This window comes from Sulfitobacter sp. TCYB15 (assembly GCF_040435955.1).
GTDB classification, from domain to species: domain Bacteria; phylum Pseudomonadota; class Alphaproteobacteria; order Rhodobacterales; family Rhodobacteraceae; genus Sulfitobacter; species Sulfitobacter pontiacus.
Window position 1 is genome coordinate 109,511 of sequence record NZ_CP159195.1, and the last position, 19,938, is coordinate 129,448.

At 61.9% G+C, this 19,938-nt stretch carries 18 protein-coding genes; 12 read left to right on the forward strand and 6 right to left on the reverse strand.

The window, feature by feature from the left end:
• Positions 1-5 precede the first annotated feature (5 nt).
• The 6 genes from ABM428_RS16380 to ABM428_RS16405 are packed head-to-tail and all read left to right on the forward strand — an operon-like array spanning position 6 to position 7,072.
• The gene (locus tag ABM428_RS16380) at positions 6-842 is read left to right on the forward strand and encodes a xanthine dehydrogenase family protein subunit M (protein WP_132997980.1); all 837 of its coding nucleotides are present in this window, start codon (positions 6-8) and stop codon (positions 840-842) included.
• Positions 842-3,589 carry a molybdopterin cofactor-binding domain-containing protein gene (locus ABM428_RS16385; protein ID WP_353628564.1) on the forward strand — a complete coding sequence of 916 codons (2,748 nt, stop codon included), beginning with the start codon at positions 842-844 and terminating at the stop codon, positions 3,587-3,589. Before ABM428_RS16380 ends, ABM428_RS16385 begins: the two co-directional genes overlap by 1 nt.
• A complete protein-coding gene (locus ABM428_RS16390; protein WP_132997982.1) occupies positions 3,582-5,069 on the forward strand; it encodes a 6-hydroxynicotinate reductase in 1,488 nt (495 codons plus the stop codon). The genes ABM428_RS16385 and ABM428_RS16390 overlap by 8 nt, the downstream gene beginning before the upstream one ends.
• The gene (locus ABM428_RS16395) at positions 5,066-5,914 is read left to right on the forward strand and encodes a UPF0280 family protein (RefSeq protein WP_132997983.1); all 849 of its coding nucleotides are present in this window, start codon (positions 5,066-5,068) and stop codon (positions 5,912-5,914) included. The genes ABM428_RS16390 and ABM428_RS16395 overlap by 4 nt, the downstream gene beginning before the upstream one ends.
• Positions 5,907-6,491: an amino acid synthesis family protein gene (locus tag ABM428_RS16400; protein WP_037941918.1), complete on the forward strand. Its 585-nt coding sequence runs from the start codon at positions 5,907-5,909 to the stop codon at positions 6,489-6,491. The genes ABM428_RS16395 and ABM428_RS16400 overlap by 8 nt, the downstream gene beginning before the upstream one ends.
• Complete coding sequence (locus ABM428_RS16405) at positions 6,488-7,072, forward strand: amino acid synthesis family protein (protein ID WP_037941922.1); 585 nt, start codon at positions 6,488-6,490, stop codon at positions 7,070-7,072. The genes ABM428_RS16400 and ABM428_RS16405 overlap by 4 nt, the downstream gene beginning before the upstream one ends.
• A 3-nt stretch (positions 7,073-7,075) precedes the next feature.
• Here ABM428_RS16405 and ABM428_RS16410 read toward each other — a convergent pair whose 3' ends face one another.
• Complete coding sequence (locus ABM428_RS16410) at positions 7,076-7,513, reverse strand: MarR family transcriptional regulator (RefSeq protein ID WP_184583781.1); 438 nt, start codon at positions 7,511-7,513, stop codon at positions 7,076-7,078.
• A 158-nt stretch (positions 7,514-7,671) separates the two neighbouring features.
• On the opposite strand from ABM428_RS16410, the gene ABM428_RS16415 reads away from it, so the two are divergent.
• The 5 genes from ABM428_RS16415 (at position 7,672) to ABM428_RS16435 (ending at position 13,415) form a co-directional block, all read left to right on the forward strand.
• The gene (locus tag ABM428_RS16415) at positions 7,672-8,739 is read left to right on the forward strand and encodes an aromatic ring-hydroxylating dioxygenase subunit alpha (protein WP_353628565.1); all 1,068 of its coding nucleotides are present in this window, start codon (positions 7,672-7,674) and stop codon (positions 8,737-8,739) included.
• Between the two features lie 56 nt (positions 8,740-8,795).
• Positions 8,796-10,013 carry an ABC transporter substrate-binding protein gene (locus tag ABM428_RS16420; protein ID WP_278425704.1) on the forward strand — a complete coding sequence of 406 codons (1,218 nt, stop codon included), beginning with the start codon at positions 8,796-8,798 and terminating at the stop codon, positions 10,011-10,013.
• Between the two features lie 72 nt (positions 10,014-10,085).
• Positions 10,086-11,948: an ABC transporter permease gene (locus ABM428_RS16425; RefSeq protein ID WP_005848902.1), complete on the forward strand. Its 1,863-nt coding sequence runs from the start codon at positions 10,086-10,088 to the stop codon at positions 11,946-11,948.
• Positions 11,945-12,721 carry an ABC transporter ATP-binding protein gene (locus tag ABM428_RS16430; protein WP_353628566.1) on the forward strand — a complete coding sequence of 259 codons (777 nt, stop codon included), beginning with the start codon at positions 11,945-11,947 and terminating at the stop codon, positions 12,719-12,721. Before ABM428_RS16425 ends, ABM428_RS16430 begins: the two co-directional genes overlap by 4 nt.
• Positions 12,714-13,415, forward strand: a complete 702-nt coding sequence (locus tag ABM428_RS16435; RefSeq protein ID WP_180829387.1) for an ABC transporter ATP-binding protein — start codon at positions 12,714-12,716, stop codon at positions 13,413-13,415. The genes ABM428_RS16430 and ABM428_RS16435 overlap by 8 nt, the downstream gene beginning before the upstream one ends.
• Before the next feature lie 28 nt (positions 13,416-13,443).
• Here ABM428_RS16435 and ABM428_RS16440 read toward each other — a convergent pair whose 3' ends face one another.
• Positions 13,444-14,016, reverse strand: a complete 573-nt coding sequence (locus ABM428_RS16440) for a TetR/AcrR family transcriptional regulator (RefSeq protein ID WP_353628567.1) — start codon at positions 14,014-14,016, stop codon at positions 13,444-13,446.
• A gap of 103 nt (positions 14,017-14,119) precedes the next feature.
• Here ABM428_RS16440 and ABM428_RS16445 point away from each other — a divergent pair, with 103 nt between their 5' ends.
• On the forward strand, positions 14,120-15,337 hold the full coding sequence (locus tag ABM428_RS16445) for a multidrug effflux MFS transporter (RefSeq protein WP_353628568.1): 1,218 nt from the start codon (positions 14,120-14,122) through the stop codon (positions 15,335-15,337).
• Between the two features lie 314 nt (positions 15,338-15,651).
• Here ABM428_RS16445 and ABM428_RS16450 read toward each other — a convergent pair whose 3' ends face one another.
• The 4 genes from ABM428_RS16450 to hmgA form a co-directional block, all read right to left on the reverse strand.
• On the reverse strand, positions 15,652-15,834 hold the full coding sequence (locus ABM428_RS16450) for a DUF2783 domain-containing protein (protein WP_243252046.1): 183 nt from the start codon (positions 15,832-15,834) through the stop codon (positions 15,652-15,654).
• A gap of 2 nt (positions 15,835-15,836) precedes the next feature.
• The gene (locus ABM428_RS16455; RefSeq protein ID WP_353628569.1) at positions 15,837-17,462 is read right to left on the reverse strand and encodes an FAD-dependent oxidoreductase; all 1,626 of its coding nucleotides are present in this window, start codon (positions 17,460-17,462) and stop codon (positions 15,837-15,839) included.
• Positions 17,463-17,485: 23 nt separating this feature from the next.
• Positions 17,486-18,436 (reverse strand): MBL fold metallo-hydrolase, encoded by a 951-nt coding sequence (locus ABM428_RS16460; protein WP_005848911.1) that lies wholly within the window; start codon positions 18,434-18,436, stop codon positions 17,486-17,488.
• Positions 18,437-18,574: 138 nt separating this feature from the next.
• Positions 18,575-19,936: a homogentisate 1,2-dioxygenase gene (gene hmgA / locus ABM428_RS16465; protein WP_353628570.1), complete on the reverse strand. Its 1,362-nt coding sequence runs from the start codon at positions 19,934-19,936 to the stop codon at positions 18,575-18,577.
• Positions 19,937-19,938: the final 2 nt, after the last annotated feature.

Below are 19,938 nucleotides of genomic sequence, written 5' to 3' on the forward strand. Positions count from 1 at the left end.
ACCGGATGAGCTACCTGACCGCGACGACATTGGATCAAGCGCTAACCACATTGGCCGCGGGGCCGGTGTCGATCATCGCGGGGGGGACCGATTGGTTGCCCGCACGCGGCGACCGTCCGGTGACGGGCGACCTGCTGGATATCACCCGCTTGCCAGAGCTGCGCGGCATCAGCCAAACAGACCAAGGCTGGCGTATCGGGGCGGCCACCACATGGACAGACATCATCCGCGCTGATTTGCCCGCCGCTTTCGACGGGCTCAAGCTGGCGGCCCGCGAAGTCGGGTCGATCCAGATCCAGAACGCGGGCACCATCGCGGGGAATCTGTGCAACGCTTCTCCTGCCGCCGACGGGGTGCCGCCGCTGCTGACCCTGAATGCCGAGGTAGAGCTTTGCAGCGCAAACGGGTCGCGGGTGCTGCCCTTGTCGCAGTTCCTGCAAGGCGTGCGCCAGACCGACCGCGCCCAGAACGAGCTTGTCACCGCTATCCACATCCCCGCGCCCCCGGCTGATAGTCACAGCAGCTTTGTCAAACTCGGTGCGCGGAAGTATCTGGTGATCTCGATCTGCATGGTCGCGGTGCTGGCAAAGATCGAGAGCGGCAGGCTCACCGATATCCGCATCGCCATCGGCGCCGCATCCCCCGTCGCGCAGCGTCTGACCGCGCTTGAGGATCAGCTTCGCGGTAGCGCCCTTGGCAATGTAGAAAACCGCATAACTGCTGATCTGGTGCAAACGCTGAGCCCCATCACAGATGCGCGCGCCAGCGCCGACTACCGCCTTGCCGCCAGCGTCACTTTGGTCCGCCGCGCTGTGATGCGCGCCTTGAAAGGGGCCCTGTGATGGATAAACCGACCACGACAGAAGTGACCTCTTTCACCCTGAACGGCAGCATTGCGCAGGTTGAACCGCTGCCCGGTGAACGCTTGTCTTACGCGCTGCGCGAGCGGCTGGACCGCAAGGATGTAAAGATCGGCTGCAACGCGGGCGATTGCGGGGCCTGCACTGTGCTGGTCGACGGCGCGCCGGTCTGCGCCTGCCTGATGCCCGTGCAGCAGGCGGTGGGGCGGCAGGTGGAGACGCTGGCAGGGCTGGTGAAAACCGACCACGACGCGCAGGCGTTGATGCAAAGCTTCCAGCACCATCAGGCCGCGCAATGCGGGATTTGCACACCGGGGATGATGGTCTCTGCCGTGGCGTTGTTGCGCGAGGTGCCGCAGCCGAGCGCGGCGCAGGTGCAGGATGCCCTTGGCGGCGTGCTGTGTCGCTGTACCGGCTATCGCAAGATCATCGACGCGGTGGTCGGGGCCCATGCTGCCGACGGGCTGACTGTCGCCTCTACCGCGCTTGGTCAACCTGCGCGGCGGCTGGACGGGCAGGCCAAGGTCGACGGGTCAGAGGCGTTTGGCGATGACGTTGCCCCAGCCGGTGCTTTGGTCGCGCGGGTCATCCGCGCGCCCCATGCCTCGGCCGGATTTACCTTCGGCGATCTTGAGGCATGGCGCAGCGCGCAGCCCGGTATCCATTGCATCCTGACCGCAGATGACGTGCCCGGCCTCAACGCCTTTGGCGTGATCCCCGGCTTCATCGATCAGCCGGTTTTCGCCGTGAACCACATCCGGTTCCGGGGGGAGGCGGTGGCTTGCGTTGTAGGCGAGGCGGAGGCGATGATCGCCCTTGATCTGGAAAGTTTCCCTGTCCGTTGGTCGCCACAAACTGCGCTTGCCGATACCGATGCCGCGACCGCCCCCGACGCGCCACAGCTGTTCGAGGACCGCAAAGGCAACATCATGTGCGGCGGCTTCGTGCAATGCGGCGATATGGAGGCCGCACTGGACGCCGCCGACGTCACGGTCGAGGCGCAGTATACCACCAGTTTTGTCGAACATGGCTATATCGAGCCAGAGGCAGGCTTTGCCCAAGTGATCGACGGGCGCATCCATGTGCATGCCTGCACCCAGGCACCGGGTATGGACCGCGAAGCACTGGCCGCGATCCTTGACCGTCCCATGGCCGACATCCGCATTGTGCCGACGGCGGTCGGGGGCGGCTTCGGGTCAAAGATCGACCTGTCGTTGCAGCCCTTCATCGCGCTTGCCGCGCTCAAGACGGCGCGGCCCGTGCGCATGACCTATGCGCGCGCCGAGACGATGCAATCGACCACCAAACGCCACCCCGCGCAGATCACGATCAAGGTCGGGGCCAAGGCGGATGGGACGCTGTCGGGGCTGCGGTTCGACGGGGATTTCAACACCGGTGCCTATGCAAGCTGGGGTCCGACGGTCGCCAATCGCGTGCCGGTGCATGCCTCTGGCCCCTACCACATCCCTGATTATCGCGCACGTAGCCGTGCCGTGCATACCCATTGCCCCCCCGCCGGCGCCTTTCGCGGTTTCGGCGTGCCGCAATCGGCCATCGCACAGGAAACCGCCTTTGACCTGCTGGCCGAAAAGCTGGGGCTTGATCCGCTGGAGTTCCGTTTGAAGAACGCGCTGGCGGACGGGGTGCCCACGGTCTGCGGGCAGGTGTTCGATCAGGGCGTCGGCATCGCCCCCTGCCTAGAGGCGCTGCGCCCCGCGTGGAAGGAAGCGAAAGCCGAATGCGCCCGGTTCAATGCAAGGAATGGCACGGTGAAACGCGGCGTCGGGATCGCGGGGGCGTGGTACGGTTGCGGCAATACCTCGCTGCCGAACCCTTCGACCATTCTGGCGGGCGTGCGGGCGGATGGCACGGTGGTGCTGCACCAAGGTGCGATGGACATCGGGCAGGGGGCCAATACGGTAATCCCGCAAATCTTTGCCCAAGCGCTTGGGCTATCGGTCGAGGCGATCAAGATCCTAGGGGGTGACACCGACATCACGCCGGACGCGGGCAAAACCTCTGCCTCGCGGCAGACCTTTGTGTCGGGCAACGCCGCACTGAGGACCGGAGAGGCACTGCGGGCGCAGATCCTGCGGCAGGTCAATGCGGGCCCCGCCGCGCAGATCGGCTGCCAAGACGGGCAGCTCACGGTGACCGACGGCGGGCGCACGCAGCGCCTTGATCTGACGCGGCTGCCGGTCGATGCGCAGGGCTATGTGCTGCAGGCGCAAGAAAGCTATGATCCGCCAGTCAAACCGCTGGATGAAAACGGGCAGGGCGTGCCCTATGCGCAGTTTGGCTATGCCGCGCATCTGGTGGTGGTCGAGGTGGATATCGCCCTTGGCCTTTGCCGCCCGCTGCGCTTTGTCGCCGCCCATGACGTGGGTCGTGCGATCAACCCCTTGTTGGTCGAGGGGCAGGTACAGGGTGGCATCGCCCAAGGGCTTGGTATGGCGCTGATGGAGGAATATATCCCCGGGCGCACCGAGAACCTGCATGACTATCTGGTGCCGACCATCGGCGACGTTCCCCCGATCGAGACGCTGATCCTGGAGGTCACCGATGCCCATGGGCCCTACGGCGCGAAAGGTCTGGGCGAACATGTGCTGATCCCCACCGCCCCCGCGATCCTCAACGCGATCTACCATGCCACCGGTGCGCGCGTGACGCAGACACCGGCCACGCCGACGCGCCTGCGCGCCGCCCTGAAGGAGGCCGGACATGCCTGACGACCTGCGCGACCCCAAGCCCGTGAAAATCCGCTGCGATGCCTGCCCGGTGATGTGTTTCATCGCCGACGGCAAATCCGGTGCCTGCGACCGCTATGCCAACCACGCGGGCGAACTGGTGCGGCTGGACCCGCTGACCGTGATCCAGTCGGGGGCCAAGGCCGTCGCTTTTTTGGATCAGGGTGATAACGCGCAAGATTGGGACGGCGACGTCATTCAAGGCGGGCGCGATTTCGTCACCGCCGTGGGGGCGGGGACCACCTATCCCGACTACAAACCCGCGCCCTTCATCGTCAGCCAAGAGGTCGAGGGCGTGGATATGATCACCGTCGTGACCGAGGGCATTTTTTCGTACTGCGGGGTCAAGGTGAAGATCGACACCGACCGCCACATCGGCGACGAGCGCGCCGTGGTACGTGTGGACGGAGAGGCGATCGGCCATGTGATGACCTCTGAATACGGGTCCAAGATGCTGTCTTTGGGCGGGGTCGAGCATCTGACCGGCGGCTCCAAGAAAGAAGGCCGCGTGACCTGTGACGCGCTGCTGCGCCTATGTAACCGTGAACCGGTCGAGGTCACCATCGACGGCGGCGTCACCATGGTGGTCGAGGCGGGCAAAGCGCCGATCATCAACGGCGTTCCGGAAAAGCTGATGCGCGTGGGCTGTGGGTCAGCGACGATCGGGATGTTCGCCAAACAATGGCACGGGCATGTGGACGAGGTCGTCGTTGTCGATGATCACATCACCGGCGTGCTGACAGAACACGAGGCGGGCAAAGGGCTGGATATGACCCCCTCTGGCATCCGCGTGAACGGGCGGCGGTCAACGCCGGGACGGTATTTTCAGGTGGCGGACCCCGGCACCGGATGGGGCGGCACCGATGTCGAAGACCCGCTGACCATCCTGCGTGACGTCGACCCGAAACGTGCCTGGCCGGGGCTGCGGCTGCTGATGATCTCTACCACCGGAGAGCAATGGGCCTATTTCACGCTGGATGACGATCTGATCCCGCAACCCGCCAAGATCACGCCCGAGCTGCTGGTCGTCGCGGACCGCATCGCCGAGAATTGCGAACCCTCGCTGTGTTCGGTGCTGTTCATGGGGGGGGCGGGCGGCAGTCTGCGCGCCGGCGTGACAGAGAACCCCGTGCGGCTGACGCGGTCGGTCAAGGAATCGCTGACCCATGTGTCCTGCGGCGGGGCCGAGGCCTATGTCTGGCCGGGAGGCGGGATTACCGTCATGGTGGATGTCATGGATATGCCCACGAACTCTTTCGGTTATGTGCCCACGCCCGCGCTGGTGGCACCGATCGAATTCACCCTGCGGCGCGAGGATTACGGCACGCTTGGCGGGCATATGGAGCATATCCAGCCCGTGCGTGATGTGGTCACCGATGATGTGCGACGGGTGGCGCAGCAACTGCTGCAACCCGACCCTAATGCGCGGGAAAACTACGGCTGGTCGAAGGACAAGACATGACGGCACAGGCGGCTCTTCTCCCCGGTGGCAGGCTGCATCTGTCCCACGGCCCGATTGATCTGGTCATCGGGGCGGATGGCGCGCGAGATCTGGCGTTTCGCGCGGGTTTCGATCGCTTTGGCACGATCCTGTCCGAACTGACGGCAGAGCTACCCCTGCTGCGCCGCCCTGTGGGCACCAAACCGAAAGGCAAGATCGCCCGCGCCATGTACCGCGCCGCCTTGCCCCATGCCGACGGGCTGACCACGCCGATGATCTGCGTGGCCGGTGCCGTCGCGGCAGAGGTATTGTCGGCCATGGTGGATGCCGCCGATCTGACCCGCGCCTATGTGAACAACGGTGGCGATATCGCGCTGCATCTGACCGAAGGCGCGCGTTTTGACGTGGGCATCGCGGGGCTGGACGGGCAGTCGCTTGGCACCGTCACGATCCGCAGCAGTGATCCCATTCGCGGCATCGCCACCAGCGGGCAGGGCGGGCGCAGCCAGTCTTTGGGCATTGCCGACAGTGTCACCGTGCTGGCCAGATCCGCCGCGATGGCCGATGCCGCGGCGACAAGGTTGGGAAATGCCGTCGAACTGCCCGCCCATCCCGCGATCCGGCGCAGCCCCGCCAACCAGTTGCACGACGACAGTGACCTTGGTGCGGCCCCGGTGGTCACCCATGTCGGGCCGCTCTCCCCTGTCGATGTTAACCACGCCCTCAATGCAGGCGCGACAGCGGCGCAGGGTTTGCGCGACCGTGGCCTCATCTCTGGCGCGGCGCTTTTTCTGCGCGACAAACATACTGTCATCGGCTTGCCCGAAACCCTGAAATCCCTAGTGAAAGCCCCCGAATATGCCTGAGGTTATGACCCGCAAAATCGTCACCAGTGTCGAAGAGATTTTCCACGAAGGCGGCCCCCGCGCCAATACGCCGCTGAAACGCGGGTCGGTCATGGCTGTGATCCAAAACCCCTATGCAGGCTCTTATATCGAGGACATCCAGCCCTTTATGGAAGACCTCAAACCGCTGGGGGTCGCGATGGCGCAAAAGCTGCTGGCGGCGCTCGGGGTCGAGGCGGCACAGATCGAAGGCTACGGCAAAGGCAGCATCGTCGGCACGGGTGGAGAGCTGGAGCACGGTGCGCTCTGGCACGCCCCCGGCGGCTATGCGATGCGCGATGTATTGGGCGGATCGAAGGCGATTGTGCCGTCGACGAAAAAGGTCGGCGCGGCGGGGGTGCGGCTGGATGTGCCTGTGACCCATGTCGATGCCTCATATGTCCGCAGCCATTTCGATTCAATCGAGGTCGGCCTGAACGACAGCCCCCGCGCCGATGAAATGGCGGTGATCCTTGTGATGACCACAGGGGCACGTATCCACAACCGCGCGGGCGGGTTGGATGCAAAGGAAATCGAAGGAAAGGATGGCCTGAGATGAGCGCCGAAATCCGCAAAATCGCCACTTGGGTCGAAGAGACTCACCGCGAGATCGGGCAGCAGATATCGCCCCCCACGCGCAAGGCCGTTGCTGTGGCCGTGATCAAAAACCCCTTTGCAGGCTCTTATACGGAAGACCTGACCCCGCTGATGGACATCGGCGCAGAGCTGGGGGGATTGCTGGGCGATAAATGTGTTGCGGCCCTTGGGATCACCCCCGCGCAGGCCGAAAGCTATGGCAAGGCCGCGATGGTGGGCGAGGGGGGAGAGCTGGAACACGCCGCCGCGATCCTGCACCCGAAGCTAGGCGCACCGCTGCGGGTCGCGGTTGAAAAGGGGGCCGCACTGGTGCCGTCTTCCAAAAAGATGGGCGGGCCTGGGCAGGTGCTTGACGTGCCTTTGGGGCACAAGGACGCCGCCTATGTGCGCAGCCATTTCGACGGGATCGAGGTGCGGTTGAACGACGCGCCGCGTGCGGGCGAGATACTGGTGGCCGTGGCTGTCACAGATTCCGGGCGCCCCTTGCCCCGTGTCGGCGGGCTGACCCATGCCGAGGCCGAAGGCAAGGACGGCCTGCGTTAGAGCCTATAGTTTCTCGAGCAGGGCCAGTAGCCGGTCCACTTCGCGCGGGGTGAGGTTGCCGACGGTCTCGGCCGAGATTTCCTGCGCGGTGGCGATTGCCTTGGCGGTCACCGCGATGCCTTCGTCGGTCAGCGAAATCTCCAGCCGCCGCATGTCGGTCTTTGACGGGGTCGAATGGACCAGCCCCTTTTTGCGCAACCGGTCGATCACGCCTTTGGTGGTCGCCGCGTCCATCCCGACCAGACGCCCCAGGTGGTTCTGGCTGATCCGCGCCTCGTCGCGCAGCTTGGCCAGTACGGCGAATTGTGTCGGCGTGATATCCGGCATCCTCCGGTTAAAGATCTCAAGGTGGCGCTGGTTCGCGAGGCGCAGCTTGAACCCGATCTGTCGTTCCAACGCATAGTCTGCGGTCAGGGTCAGGTCTTGTGTGGTTTCAACCAAGGTTCTTATCCAGTGCTCTTGGGTCAATGCGTATAGATTAGGCACTATCATCCCACGGTTTCCATCTGGGGTCTATATCAGATGGGGTGCAAGAAATTGTTTGACAGCTAACAATTTTTTGGTCCTTCATGAAGCTGTGCAGAGCAAGGAGTGAACCGATGTCCTTTGTCAGAAACGCTTGGTACGTTGCGGGTTGGTCTACCGACTTTGGCGATGAGCTGGTGCCGCTGACATTGCTTGCGCAGAACCTAGTAGCCTACCGCACCAGCGATGGCCAGATCGCCGTGCTCGAAGATCGCTGCCCGCACCGGCTGCTGCCGCTGTCCAAGGGCAAGCGCATCGGCGACACCATTCAATGCGGCTATCACGGTATGACCTTTGGCGCGGACGGGGCCTGCGTGCGGGTGCCGGGGCAATCGAACCTGCCCAAATCCGCCTATGTTGACAGCTATCCGGTGCTGGAACGCCACGGCATTGTGTTCATCTGGATGGGCGACGCCGACAAGGCCGACCCCGCGCTGGCCTTTGACTTGCCCGAGCTGGGTCAGGAGGGGTGGCACGTCCACCACGGGGACAAGCTGCATATCCGCGCACATTACCTCAACGTTGCCGAAAACCTTGTGGATCCGGCGCATGTGAGCTTTGTCCATCCGACGACATTGGGCAATGCGGCCTCCGAAAACGTACCCGTGCATGTCAAAACCGCAGACGAGGTGATCGTGGCATGGCGCTGGATCAGAGACGCGGAACCCATCGGCTTTTTCAAGGCATTCGGCGGCTTTAGCGGCAATGTGGACCGCTGGCATTATTACTATCTGCACATACCCTCGACCGCCGTGATTGACTTTGGGTCGTCTGATGCAAAGCTTGAACTTCCCGAAGATCAGCGCAACAAAGGCGTGCGTATCTTTGCGCTCCATTTCGTCACACCCGTGACAGAGGACTATACGATCGACCACTGGATGCACCTGCGCAACACCGCCCTTGGCGATGACGCCGCGTCGGACCAAATGGACGCGATGTTCCGCGTTGCATTTGCCGAGGACAAGGCGATTTTGGAAGCCGTCCACCAAGAAGAACAGCGCCCCCAAAAACGCAAACCCATCCGCATCGCTATCGACAAAGCGCCCAACGTCTACCGCAAACGCATCCGCGACCGGATCGAGGCAGAGGCGACGGTCGATCTGGGCGACCCCGTCGCACCGGTCTTTGTCCAGCATGATTGATCCATAAAAAGCAAAGCCGCAGCAGACGGCACACCCCAACACGAGAGGACCATCACATGAACAGAAAGACATTCCTGAACAGCGTCATAGGGGCCTTTGCCCTTGGCGTCACCGGCTTTGCCGCATCGGCGCAGTCAGGCGACTCGATCAAAGTCGGAGAGATCAACCACTACAAACGTCTCGCCGCCTTTGCCGAGCCGTATAAACAGGGCATCGAACTGGCGCTTGAGGAAATCAACGCCGATGGCGGTGTGCTGGATCGCCCGCTCGAATTCATCTTCCGCGACGATCAGGGCGACCCTGGTGAAGCGATCAAAATCGCCGAAGAGCTGATGACCAGCGAAGGCACCGTGATGATCACCGGTTCGATCCTGTCGAACGTCGGTCTGGCGATCTCCTCGGTCGCGGCGGAAAAGGGCTGGGTGTACCTCGCCGCCGAACCGCTGGCCGATGCCCTGACCTGGAGCCAGGGCAACCCCTGGACCTTTCGCCTGCGGACCTCGACCTATATGCAGGCCGCAATGCTGGCCGAACAGGCCGCCAAGACCGATGCCGTGAAATACGCGACCATCGCACCGAACTACGCCTACGGCAAAGACGCGGTGGCCGCCTTTAAGGAAGTGCTGACCGAACTGAAGCCCGAGGTCGAATTCGTCGGAGAGCAATGGCCCGCCCTGTTCAAAATCGACGCCGGCGCCGAGGTTCAGGCGCTGGAGCGGTCCAAGCCGGACGCGATCTATAACGTGACCTTCGGCCCCGACCTTGCCAAGTTCGTCCGCGAAGGCACCACCCGTGGTCTGTTCGACGGGCGCACGGTCTACGGCCTGCTTTCGGGCGAACCGGAATACCTTGAACCACTGGCCGACGAAGCCCCCGAAGGCTGGGTCGTGACCGGCTATCCCTGGTATGACTTCTCGGATGAAGACGGCGCGAACAAGCCTTTCGTTGATGCCTATCAGGCGAAATTCGACGAAACGCCAAAGCTCGGGTCTCTCGTCGGGTATATGACCGCGCAAAGCATCGCCGCCGCGATCAGCAAGGCGGGATCGACCGAGGGTGACGCGATCCGTATGGCCTTCGAAGGGCTGGATGTGGCGACGCCCGTGGGCGACATCACTTTCCGCGAGATCGACAATCAGGCCACCATGGGGGCCTTTGTCGGGAAGACCATGCTCAAGGACGGTGCGGGCGTCATGACCGACTGGACCTATCTGGACGGTGCCGACTACCTGCCGTCTGACGAAGAGGTGTCGAAACTGCGTCCGGCAGAATAATCCGGACCCGCAGCCAAGGGGGGAGGCCCCCTTGGCTGCATCTGACCCCATCCCCAACATCAAGAGGTGCCCATGGGCCTTTTCATCGCACAGATTCTGACTGGGCTTGCCAATGCGGGTGCGCTCTTCATGGTTGCCTCTGGGCTGTCGCTGATCTTTGGCGTCACGCGGGTGGTGAATTTTGCCCATGGGTCGTTCTATATGCTGGGGGCTTATGTCGGCTATTCGCTGATGCAGGTGCTGCCGGGCATGGTCGGCTTCTGGGGTGCGATCCTGCTGGCGGGGCTGATTGTCGGGCTGATCGGGGTGATCGTCGAGATCTGCGTGCTGCGCCCTGTCTATAGCGCGCCTGAACTGTTCCAACTGGTCGCGACCTTTGGCGTGATCCTTGTCATTCAGGATCTGGCGCTGATGATCTGGGGCCCGCAAGATCTGCTGGGCCCGCGCGCGCCGGGGCTGAAAGGGGTGATCCGCATCATGGGGGAACCCGTGCCGCAATATGACATCGCGCTGATCATCATCACGCCCTTCGTGGCCATCGCCCTGTGGTATCTGATCACGAAAACCCGTGTCGGCACCTTGGTGCGCGCCGCCACCCAGGACCGCGAGATGGTCGGTGCCCTTGGGGTCAATCAGGCGTGGCTGTTCACGGGCGTCTTCTTTCTGGGCTGTGCGCTTGCAGGGCTTGGCGGCGCGTTGCAACTGCCCAAGGGTGGTGCCGATCTGTTGATGGATTTCAGCATTATCGGTGCGGTCTTTGTGGTCGTGGTCATCGGGGGCATGGGATCGCTGCCGGGGGCCTATCTGGCGGCTGTGATCATCTCGGTCCTGAATGTGTTTGGCGTGACCTATGCGCCGCAGTCGACGCTTGTTCTGATGTTTGTCGTCATGGTGATCGTCCTGATGTTCCGCCCCTTCGGCCTGCTCGGGAAAGAGGAGATCGCGGGCGAGCACGGCCAGACCGGAGAGCCGGAGCGCCCGATCAAGCCCGCGGGCAATCGCATGCGCTTGCTGGTGATGGCGGGGCTGTTCATCCTTGCGCTGCTGCCGTTCTACGGTGGGAATTTCGCCGTGGTGCTGGTGACCGACATCATGATCTTCTGTCTCTTCGCCGCCTCGCTGCATTTCATGCTGGGGCAGGGCGGGCTGGTCAGCTTTGGCCATGCGGCCTTCTTTGGCGGGGGGGCCTATGCCGCGGCGCTGTTTGTGACCTATGCCGACACCCCGATGGAGCTGGCGCTGGTGCTGGCGCCGATCTGCGCGGGGCTGGCCGCCGTGGTGATCGGCTGGGTCTGCCTGCGGTCCACCGGTGTCTACTTCGCCATGCTGACGCTGGCCTTCGGGCAACTGCTCTGGAGCCTCGCGTTCCAGTGGGGCGACGTCACCGGCGGCGACGACGGGCTGGTCAACATCTGGCCGTCCGATTGGGCGTCGGACAATGATGTCTATTACTACCTCGCTTTTGTCTTCTGCATCGGGGGCATCCTGCTGCTGCGCCAAGCTGCACATGCGCCCTTTGGCTATGCCATGCGCGCGGCCCGCGACAGTGCGCGACAAGCCGAGGCGATGGGGATCAACACCAAACGCATCCAATGGGTCGCCTTTACCTTTGCGGGCATCATGGCGGGGCTCGCGGGCGGGTTGTTCGTCTTCTCCAAGGGCAGCATCTTCCCCAACGAGCTTGAAACCGCCCGCAGTTTCGACGCGCTGATCGTGGTGTTTCTAGGCGGGGTGAAGACCCTGTCGGGCGGCTGGGTCGGCGGAGCCTTCTTTGAGGGCGTCAAAGACTACCTGACCCGCTTTGAATATTGGCGGCTCGCCTTGGGCCTGCTGATCATCTTTGTCGTGATCCTTGGCCCCGAAGGCATTGTCGGATCGCTGCGCAAGGCGGGCGAACGCATTGGCCTGCTGAAAACACCGGAGGACGCGAAATGAGCCCGATCCTGTCTGTGCGCAACCTGTCCCGCAATTTTGGTGCGATCAAGGCGGTGGATGACGTGAGCTTTGATCTTGCCAAGGGAGAGCTGCTGGCGCTGATCGGCCCCAATGGCGCGGGCAAAAGCACCTGTTTCAATATGCTGATGGGACAGCTCAAGCCGTCGTCGGGCACCGTGCAGCTGATGGGCAAGAACATCGCGGGCATGCAACCGCGCAAGATCTGGCGCATGGGGGTGGGGCGGACGTTCCAGATCACCGCCACCTATGCCTCGATGACCGTGGTCGAAAACGTGCAGATGGCGCTGATGTCGCATCACAAGCGGCTCTATTCCCTGACCACCTTCGCCCATAAACTCTACCGCGAAGAGGCGCTGGCGCTGCTTGATACCGTGGGCATGGTCGACCAGTCCGAACGTCACTGCGCGGTGCTGGCCTATGGCGACCTCAAACGGCTGGAGCTCGCCGTGGCGCTGGCCAACGACCCGATCCTGCTGCTGATGGATGAACCCACCGCTGGCATGGCCCCGCGTGAACGGATCGCGCTGATGCAGCTGACCGCCGATATTTTGGAGCAGCGGGGCATCAGCGTGTTGTTTACCGAACATGACATGGACGTGGTCTTTGCCCATTCGCACCGCATCATGGTGCTGAACCGTGGCCAACTGATCGCCGACGGCACCGTCGACGAGATCCGCAACAACCCGCAGGTGCAAGAGGTCTATCTGGGCGGCGGCACGCTGTTCAAAGCGCAGGAGGGTGCCCATGCTTGAGGTGAACGGCGTCAATTCATTCTACGGCAAGGCGCAGGTGCTGAATGACCTGAACTTTACCGTGGATCGCGGCACTGTCGTCGCCCTGCTGGGGCGCAATGGTGCGGGCAAGACCACGACGATGAAGTCTATCATGCAGCTGGTCCGGCCACGGCAGGGCAAGATCATCTATCAGGGCCAAGACATCACCGGCTGGCCCAGCCACAAGGTCGCGCGCAACGGTCTGGGCTATGTCCCCGAGGAACGCCGGATTTTCACCCAGCTTACCGTGATGGAAAACCTGGAGGTCGGCCGCCAGCCCCCCCGCGACGGCTGCACCACCTGGACCGAGGACATGGTTTTCGACCTCTTCCCCAACCTCGCCGAACGCCGTCACAACCGCGGCAAGGCGCTGTCGGGGGGCGAGCAGCAGATGCTGACCATCGCCCGCACCCTGATGGGCAACCCCGCATTCATCCTGCTGGACGAACCCTCCGAAGGTATCGCGCCGGTGATCGTCGAACAGATGGCCCGCGTGATCCTGCAACTCAAGGCAGAGGGGCTGACGGTGCTGCTGTCCGAACAGAACCTGCATTTCGCGCAAGCGGTCGCCGATGGCGTGGTGATCATCGAACACGGCACACAGAAATTCGTCGGCACGCTCGCCGCGCTGCAATCGCAGCCGGAAATTCGGGATCAGTATTTGTCGGTGTAGGGGCAGCGCCCGCAATCACAAGGCCGGTTCAGGCAAAGGTCTCTGCCACGAGCTCTTTCGCGAAAGTCGCATCCAATACGCCGCGGTTTAGCAAGCGATACCAGAATGCACCGTGGATCATGGTCGACAATACCTCGACGTTGCGCGCGGGTGAAAGCGCCCCGTGGTCCTGCGCCCGACGCAGCATCAGCGTCATCATCTGCTCGCGCGGCAGAACGAATTTGGCATGGAACGACGCGTGAAACTTCGCGTCTTGCTGTGACGATGCAATCAGCGACCGGATCGTTGCGCCGTCCAGCTTCAGGTGTTCGAAAACCTTGATCAGGAAGTCTTCAAGCTGCGCCCTATAGTCTTGCGCGCTATCCAAAGGCGGTTCAGCGGCATAAGAATTCGTCGCCTCGAAAATCGCTTCGAGGATGAGGTCCGCCTTTGTGTTCCAGCGGTTGTAGAGCGTTTGGCGTGCAACGCCCGCCTCGGCAATAATCGCCGCAATAGAGACTTTTTCGTACCCCGTTTCCCGCACAAGCCGCAGTGCGGCGGCTCTCAAAGCGGCGCTGGCTTCCTCATTCGCGGGACGTCCGCCCGACTTCTTTACCGACATGCACAGCTCCTGTTCATCGATGCAGCGTGGTATGACGTTGATTGTTAGACTGCGATCTACTAAATGCAAGTAGACCGTAGTCTATTATCTCGTTGGAGCGAAGATGTCTCAAATTTCCTTGTCCTCAAGCCGCGCGTTCGCTGTGACCGCGACCCTCGGCCTGCTCTCCCTTTTTCCGCCCTTGGCAACCGACATGTATCTGGCTGCCCTCGGGGATCTCGCGACGTCGATGGACGCCACCCATACGGCGGCCGAGCTCTCGCTTTCTCTCTTTTTCCTGGGGCTCTGTTTCGGGCAAATCCTGATCGGCCCGTTGACCGATACCTACGGGCGCAAGGGGCCGCTTTTGATCGGCACCGTCCTTTTCACCGTGACCTCTCTTGTTCTGCCGATGCTCAGTGACATCGCGTGGTTCAACGCGCTTCGTTTCATTCAGGCCATCGGGGCGAGCGCGGGCATGGTCGTGGGGCGCGCCATGGTCAAGGACCTGTACGAAGGACGAACGGCGGCCAAAGTCATGACGGTGCTTGTCATGTTGCTGACGCTTGGCCCCATCGCCTCGCCCACGTTGGGCAGCCTGTTGCTTGAAGCGTTTGGCTGGCGTTCCATCTTTGCGACAATGGCCCTTATCAGCCTTGTCGCGCTGGCCTTGTCCGTGATCACCTTGCCCGAGACATTGCCCACCGAAGGCCGCCAGCCTCGGCCCTTCCGCACGGGTGCAAAAACCGCCAAGCGGCTCCTGTCCGAGCGCGGATTTCTCATCATGGCGCTGGTCGCGGGGCTTATTCAAAGCGGCATGTTCGCGTTTATCACGGGCTCCTCTGGGGTCTTCCAAGGGATCTTCGGGCTGAGTTCAATCGGCTTTGGGCTCATGTTCGCGGCTATTGCGACCGCACTTATCATCTTCGGCCGAATCAATGGCATGCTGTTGAACCACTATAGCCCCGAACAGATCCTCACCGCCGTCTTGCCGCTGTTTTTCGCCGCTACTTTGGTGCTGGCGCTGCTGTCGCAGACAAGCTCGCTTCTGGTATTCGTCATTCCGCTGTGGATATCGATTGGTTGCGTCGGGCTGCTTTCCGCGAATGCGATGTCCATCGCGATGTCGCTGACAGAGAAAGGTGCCGGCATGGGATCGGCGTTGCTGGGGGCGATCCAGTTTGCCCTTGCCTTTGCCGTCTCTACCTCTGTCGCGATTGGCGGGACAGCTACGGCGCTCCCCATGTCCCTTGGGCTTGCGATCCCTGCTGGGCTGGCAACGGTGCTGTTCTTCGTGGCAGGGCGCTTCACCGTGCCTTCGTCATCGCGACTGACCTCCTAAGCCCCATACGTGTTGAGGTGGGAAGCCGCACCCGCCCCGACACGACTTCGCCAATCCGAAACCGCTGAAACGCGCCACCCGACAGCGACATCCAAGCGTTACTGGCACCGCATATATGAGCTGGGATATGGGTCGGGCTGGCCGCTGGGTTGAACATAATATTACATAATTATGATTATCAGTTACAGTTTCCGCACAAGGGCGCGACAGGGAACGCGTCCCATTAGACGAGAACTGTCTCCGCTCTTGCCGGCTACAACGAACGTCAGCGATAGCATCCCAAGTCTCGATGCGGCTTCAGACGCCGGACGCCCCTATTTGGCGGCGGCCAATGCTGCGCGCAGGATATCTCTGTCACCGATATGGTTCGCGAGGATGAGGATCAGGCGGGCGTTGAATGCGTCGCTTTCGTCCTTGCTTCGCCCTTCATGTGCGCAAAGCAATTCATCATAGAACCCGTCCGGATCCTTGATGTTCGGTTGAAGGTTGAGCCCCATCGTTACTGCCCCTTTCCTGTTGCGATGCCTACGGCTGACCGGATGTCTGCGGCGCTTGCGCGGGTCCAGCGTGCGGCGACATGCTGGTCCGGGCGGATCAGGTAGATGCCGCAGGGCGTGTCGCCGAGGTAGCGTGCCGCAATAGCACCGCTGGGATCGTCGGTTTGCGTGTTCAGCGTGACGGTGTTTACCGTGACCCCGCCAACCTCGGCCAGCGCGGGCGGGTCGGTATTGATCGCCAGAACGGTGAACACGCCGCCCACCACGTCCAGCAAGAACCCGTCCCTCAAGGGCGCGTCGCTGCAGGTGGCGCCGACACGGTTTGTCGCGGGGCCATTCAGTGCATCGGGGCCGTTCAGTGACAGCCCGTCATAGACACATGGCACGGACAAACGACCGGAATTCACCAAGGGCCGTGCAAAGGGGTGACGGTGTGCGAGGCTCAACACCGCATTGCGGAAAATCTTGCTCATCTCTGTTTTGGGGGTAAGGAAATCCGTTGCGCGGGTGGAATTCAGGATATTCTCGTCAGCGCCGTGGACCCGCTCTTGCGAATAGCTGTCGAGCAGGCGGTCGGGAGCCAAGCCCTTGATCACCAGATCAAGTTTCCACGCCAGATTGTCCGCGTCCTGCACGCCAGAGTTGGCCCCCCGCGCCCCGAAGGGAGAGACCTGATGCGCGCTGTCGCCCGCAAAGAGCACCCTGCCGTGTCGAAACTTTTCCATACGCCGACATTGGAACGTGTAGATCGAGGTCCATTCGAGCTCGTATTCCGCCCCCTCGCCCAACATGGCATCCACGCGGGCGCGGATATTCTCGGGCTTCAGTTCCTTGGCGCGGTCAATGTCCCACCCCAATTGGAAATCGATCCGCCAGATATCGTCGGGCTGCTTGTGGAGAAGCGCCGACGCGCCGCTGTCTTTGAAGGGCGGCTCGAACCAGAACCAGCGTTCGGTCGGGAAATCGGCTTTCATCTTCACATCGGCGATCAGGAAATTATCCTCGAACACGCGGCCCTCAAAGCTCAGGCCCAGCATCTCGCGCGTGGGAGACCGTGCGCCATCGCAAGCGACCAGCCAGTCGGCCTCAAGCTGGTAGGGGCCGTCAGGTGTGGTGATATCCAGCACCACGTGATCGCCCCGCGGTGTCACCCCCGTGACCCCGTTGCGCCCGCGGATTTCAATGGGCGCGCCGTCAGATTGCGCCACACGGATTTCATCCACGAGGTATTTCTCGAAATAGGGCTGTTGCAAGTTGATAAACGCCGGAGCCTTATGGCCGTCTTCGGGTTGCAGATTGAATTCGAACACCCGCTCATCGCCATGAAACACTTTGCCGACGTTCCACTGAACGCCCTTGTCGATCATCGCTTTGCCCGCGCCAAGGCGGTCGCAGATCTCGAGCGTGCGTTTGGCAAAACAGATGGCGCGACTGCCCTGTCCGACACCTTCATGATCATCCAATACCACAACAGGTGTGCCCTTGCGCCCAAGATCAAGCGCCAGCGCCATCCCGACGGGCCCGCCCCCGACGATCACCACAGGGTGACGCCGGGGGGCAAGATCCTGATCCGCACCCTTTTGGTAGGGGTATAGTTTGAACGCGAGATCATAGCGCATATCGACCATGGTTTGCCCTCCCAGACCTAGCCTTAGCCCTGCAACTGCGCCCACATTTCCAGATCGCGCTTGTCTGTCCAGATACGCGGATGCCAGATGCCGCGGGCCTCGTCGAAGGCGCGGCTGACGTTGAACGGCAGGCAGTGCTCGTAGATCGCGTAATCCTTGAACTTCGGGTCGCATTCCGCGCGCACCGCATCCCATGCCTCTTTCAACGTGCCGCCTTTCATGGCGACCCGCTGCGCTGGCTTGAAGGTGCTTTCGACGAAATCACGCGTGCTTTCAATCGCCCGTTCAACGGCGTCCTTGCCGATCAAGGCGCCCCCCCGTCCCGGTGCGATCGCATCCACGTCATAAGCCTTGATGTTATCAAGCGTTTGCCCCCAGTCGCCGAAGTATCCGTCGCCGCAATAGCAGGCCGAATGATCCTCAACGATATCGCCCGTGAACATGACGTTCTGATCCGGCACATGGATCACCGCATCACCCGCCGTATGGGCGCGGCCGATATGTTTGATATCAACGCGACGTTTGCCCAGATAGACGGTCATGCTGTCGCTGAATGTGGTGGTCGGGTAAGTCAGCCCGGGGATTGATTCATGCCCCTCGAACAATCGGGGAAAGCGTTGGAATTCGCTGTCCCAATCTTCCTGTCCGCGTTCCTCGACCATCGCGCGGGCAACGTCGGACATGATGATCTGCTGTGCCCCATAGGCAGAGGCCCCCAACACGCGCACCGCGTGATAATGGGTCAGCACCACATGGCTGATCGGCTTGTCGGTGACTTCGCGCACCTTCTCGATGACCTTATTGGCCAGACGCGGCGTCGCCTGTGCCTCTACAATCATGACGCTGTCATCGCCGATGATCACGCCCGAATTCGGGTCGCCTTCCGCGGTGAAGGCCCACAGGCCCTCGCCGACTTCGTCGAAGGTGACTTTCTTCTCTGTCATATCCCCTTGGGATGCGAATGCTTTTGCCATGGTTCTGGTCCTTTTACTTTGGGGAATTTGTTGCGGATCGAACGATGCTTTGGCACCTGCCCAACCTCATCTGATACCCGTCACGCCCTGCGGCATCGCGCCGGGTCAACGTTGTGCTTTCACCGGCCGGAGTGCGCTTCATTTCTTGCCCGGTGTCCCGTCGAACTTCTTTTCGATGTCCGCCCAGCAATCGATGTAATCATCCTGCAAGGGGGCCTCCTGTCCGGCGAATTTCGTGAGTTGCTGCGGGAAGCGGGTCTCGAACATGAACGACATCGTATTGTCGAGCTTTTGGGCCGCCAGCTCTGCGTTGGAGGCCCCCTCGAAGGCATTGCGATCAGGCCCGTGCGGCAGCATCATATTGTGCAAGCTGATCCCGCCGGGAATAAAGCCTTTGGGCTTGGCGTCATACTGGCCGTAGATATTACCCATCAATTCGGACATGATATTCTTGTGATACCACGGCGGGCGGAACGTATCTTCCGCCACCATCCAGCGTTCCCGGAACAAGACAAAGTCGATATTCGCCGTCCCTTCGACACCGGAGGGCGCGGTGAGAACGGTAAAGATCGACGGGTCAGGATGGTCGAACAGCACCGCCCCCACGGGGCAATAGGTGCGCAGATCATATTTCACCGGCGCGTAGTTCCCGTGCCATGCCACCACATCAAGCGGTGACTGCCCGATCTTGGTTTCATGGAACGCCCCGCACCATTTCACCGTCACGGTAGAGGGGACTTCGCGGTCTTCAAACGCGGCAACGGGTGCTTTGAAATCGCGCGGGTTGGCCATGCAGTTGGCCCCGATCGGCCCACGATTTGGCAGCTCGAACTTTTGGCCGTAGTTTTCGCAGACGAACCCGCGGCACGGCCTTTCAAGCACTTCGACACGGTAGACCAGCCCCCGCGGGATGATCGCGATTTCCTGCGGCGCGAGATCAATGATCCCCAGTTCAGTCGAAAACCGAAGGCGACCTTCCTGCGGGACGATCAGCATCTCGCTGTCGGCAGAATAGAAATACGCATCAACCATGGAGGCATTCACAAGATACACATGGGTCGCCATGCCGACCTGCGTATGGACATCGCCCGCCGTCGTCATCGTGCGCATCCCCGTCAGCCATGTCAGCGGCGTGTCTGTGTGCGGCAGCGGATCCCAGCGATATTGCCCAAGGCTCGTGACATCCGCGACGATGTTGGGCGCGGATTTCCAAAGCGGCAGATCGATCTTGTGATACCGGTGCGAGTGTTTGACCGACGGGCGAATGCGGTAGCACCAGGTACGTTCGTTCTGATGGCTTGGTGCCGTAAAGGCGGTCCCGCTAAGCTGCTCACCATAAAGCCCGTAGTTGCATTTTTGCGGGCTGTTCATCCCTTGCGGCAAGGCATCCGGCAGCGCTTCTGTCTCGAAATCATTCCCGAAGCCCGGCATGTATCCGGCGTTGGCCCCGGGAAGAGACGGGGCTTGGGTCATACGGGTCGGATGTTTTTCGACAGTCATAC

Bases quoted from the DNA above. Each gene is read 5' to 3' on its own strand.
- hmgA (WP_353628570.1), bottom strand. From the start codon at position 19,936: ATGACTGTCGAAAAACATCCGACCCGTATGACCCAAGCCCCGTCTCTT.
- ABM428_RS16430 (WP_353628566.1), top strand. From the start codon at position 11,945: ATGAGCCCGATCCTGTCTGTGCGCAACCTGTCCCGCAATTTTGGTGCG.
- ABM428_RS16400 (WP_037941918.1), top strand. From the start codon at position 5,907: ATGCCTGAGGTTATGACCCGCAAAATCGTCACCAGTGTCGAAGAGATT.
- ABM428_RS16460 (WP_005848911.1), bottom strand. From the start codon at position 18,436: ATGGCAAAAGCATTCGCATCCCAAGGGGATATGACAGAGAAGAAAGTC.
- ABM428_RS16415 (WP_353628565.1), top strand. From the start codon at position 7,672: ATGTCCTTTGTCAGAAACGCTTGGTACGTTGCGGGTTGGTCTACCGAC.
- ABM428_RS16420 (WP_278425704.1), top strand. From the start codon at position 8,796: ATGAACAGAAAGACATTCCTGAACAGCGTCATAGGGGCCTTTGCCCTT.
- ABM428_RS16405 (WP_037941922.1), top strand. From the start codon at position 6,488: ATGAGCGCCGAAATCCGCAAAATCGCCACTTGGGTCGAAGAGACTCAC.
- ABM428_RS16450 (WP_243252046.1), bottom strand. From the start codon at position 15,834: ATGGGGCTCAACCTTCAACCGAACATCAAGGATCCGGACGGGTTCTAT.
- ABM428_RS16395 (WP_132997983.1), top strand. From the start codon at position 5,066: ATGACGGCACAGGCGGCTCTTCTCCCCGGTGGCAGGCTGCATCTGTCC.
- ABM428_RS16390 (WP_132997982.1), top strand. From the start codon at position 3,582: ATGCCTGACGACCTGCGCGACCCCAAGCCCGTGAAAATCCGCTGCGAT.
- ABM428_RS16385 (WP_353628564.1), top strand. From the start codon at position 842: ATGGATAAACCGACCACGACAGAAGTGACCTCTTTCACCCTGAACGGC.
- ABM428_RS16455 (WP_353628569.1), bottom strand. From the start codon at position 17,462: ATGGTCGATATGCGCTATGATCTCGCGTTCAAACTATACCCCTACCAA.
- ABM428_RS16425 (WP_005848902.1), top strand. From the start codon at position 10,086: ATGGGCCTTTTCATCGCACAGATTCTGACTGGGCTTGCCAATGCGGGT.
- ABM428_RS16445 (WP_353628568.1), top strand. From the start codon at position 14,120: ATGTCTCAAATTTCCTTGTCCTCAAGCCGCGCGTTCGCTGTGACCGCG.
- ABM428_RS16380 (WP_132997980.1), top strand. From the start codon at position 6: ATGAGCTACCTGACCGCGACGACATTGGATCAAGCGCTAACCACATTG.
- ABM428_RS16435 (WP_180829387.1), top strand. From the start codon at position 12,714: ATGCTTGAGGTGAACGGCGTCAATTCATTCTACGGCAAGGCGCAGGTG.
- ABM428_RS16440 (WP_353628567.1), bottom strand. From the start codon at position 14,016: ATGTCGGTAAAGAAGTCGGGCGGACGTCCCGCGAATGAGGAAGCCAGC.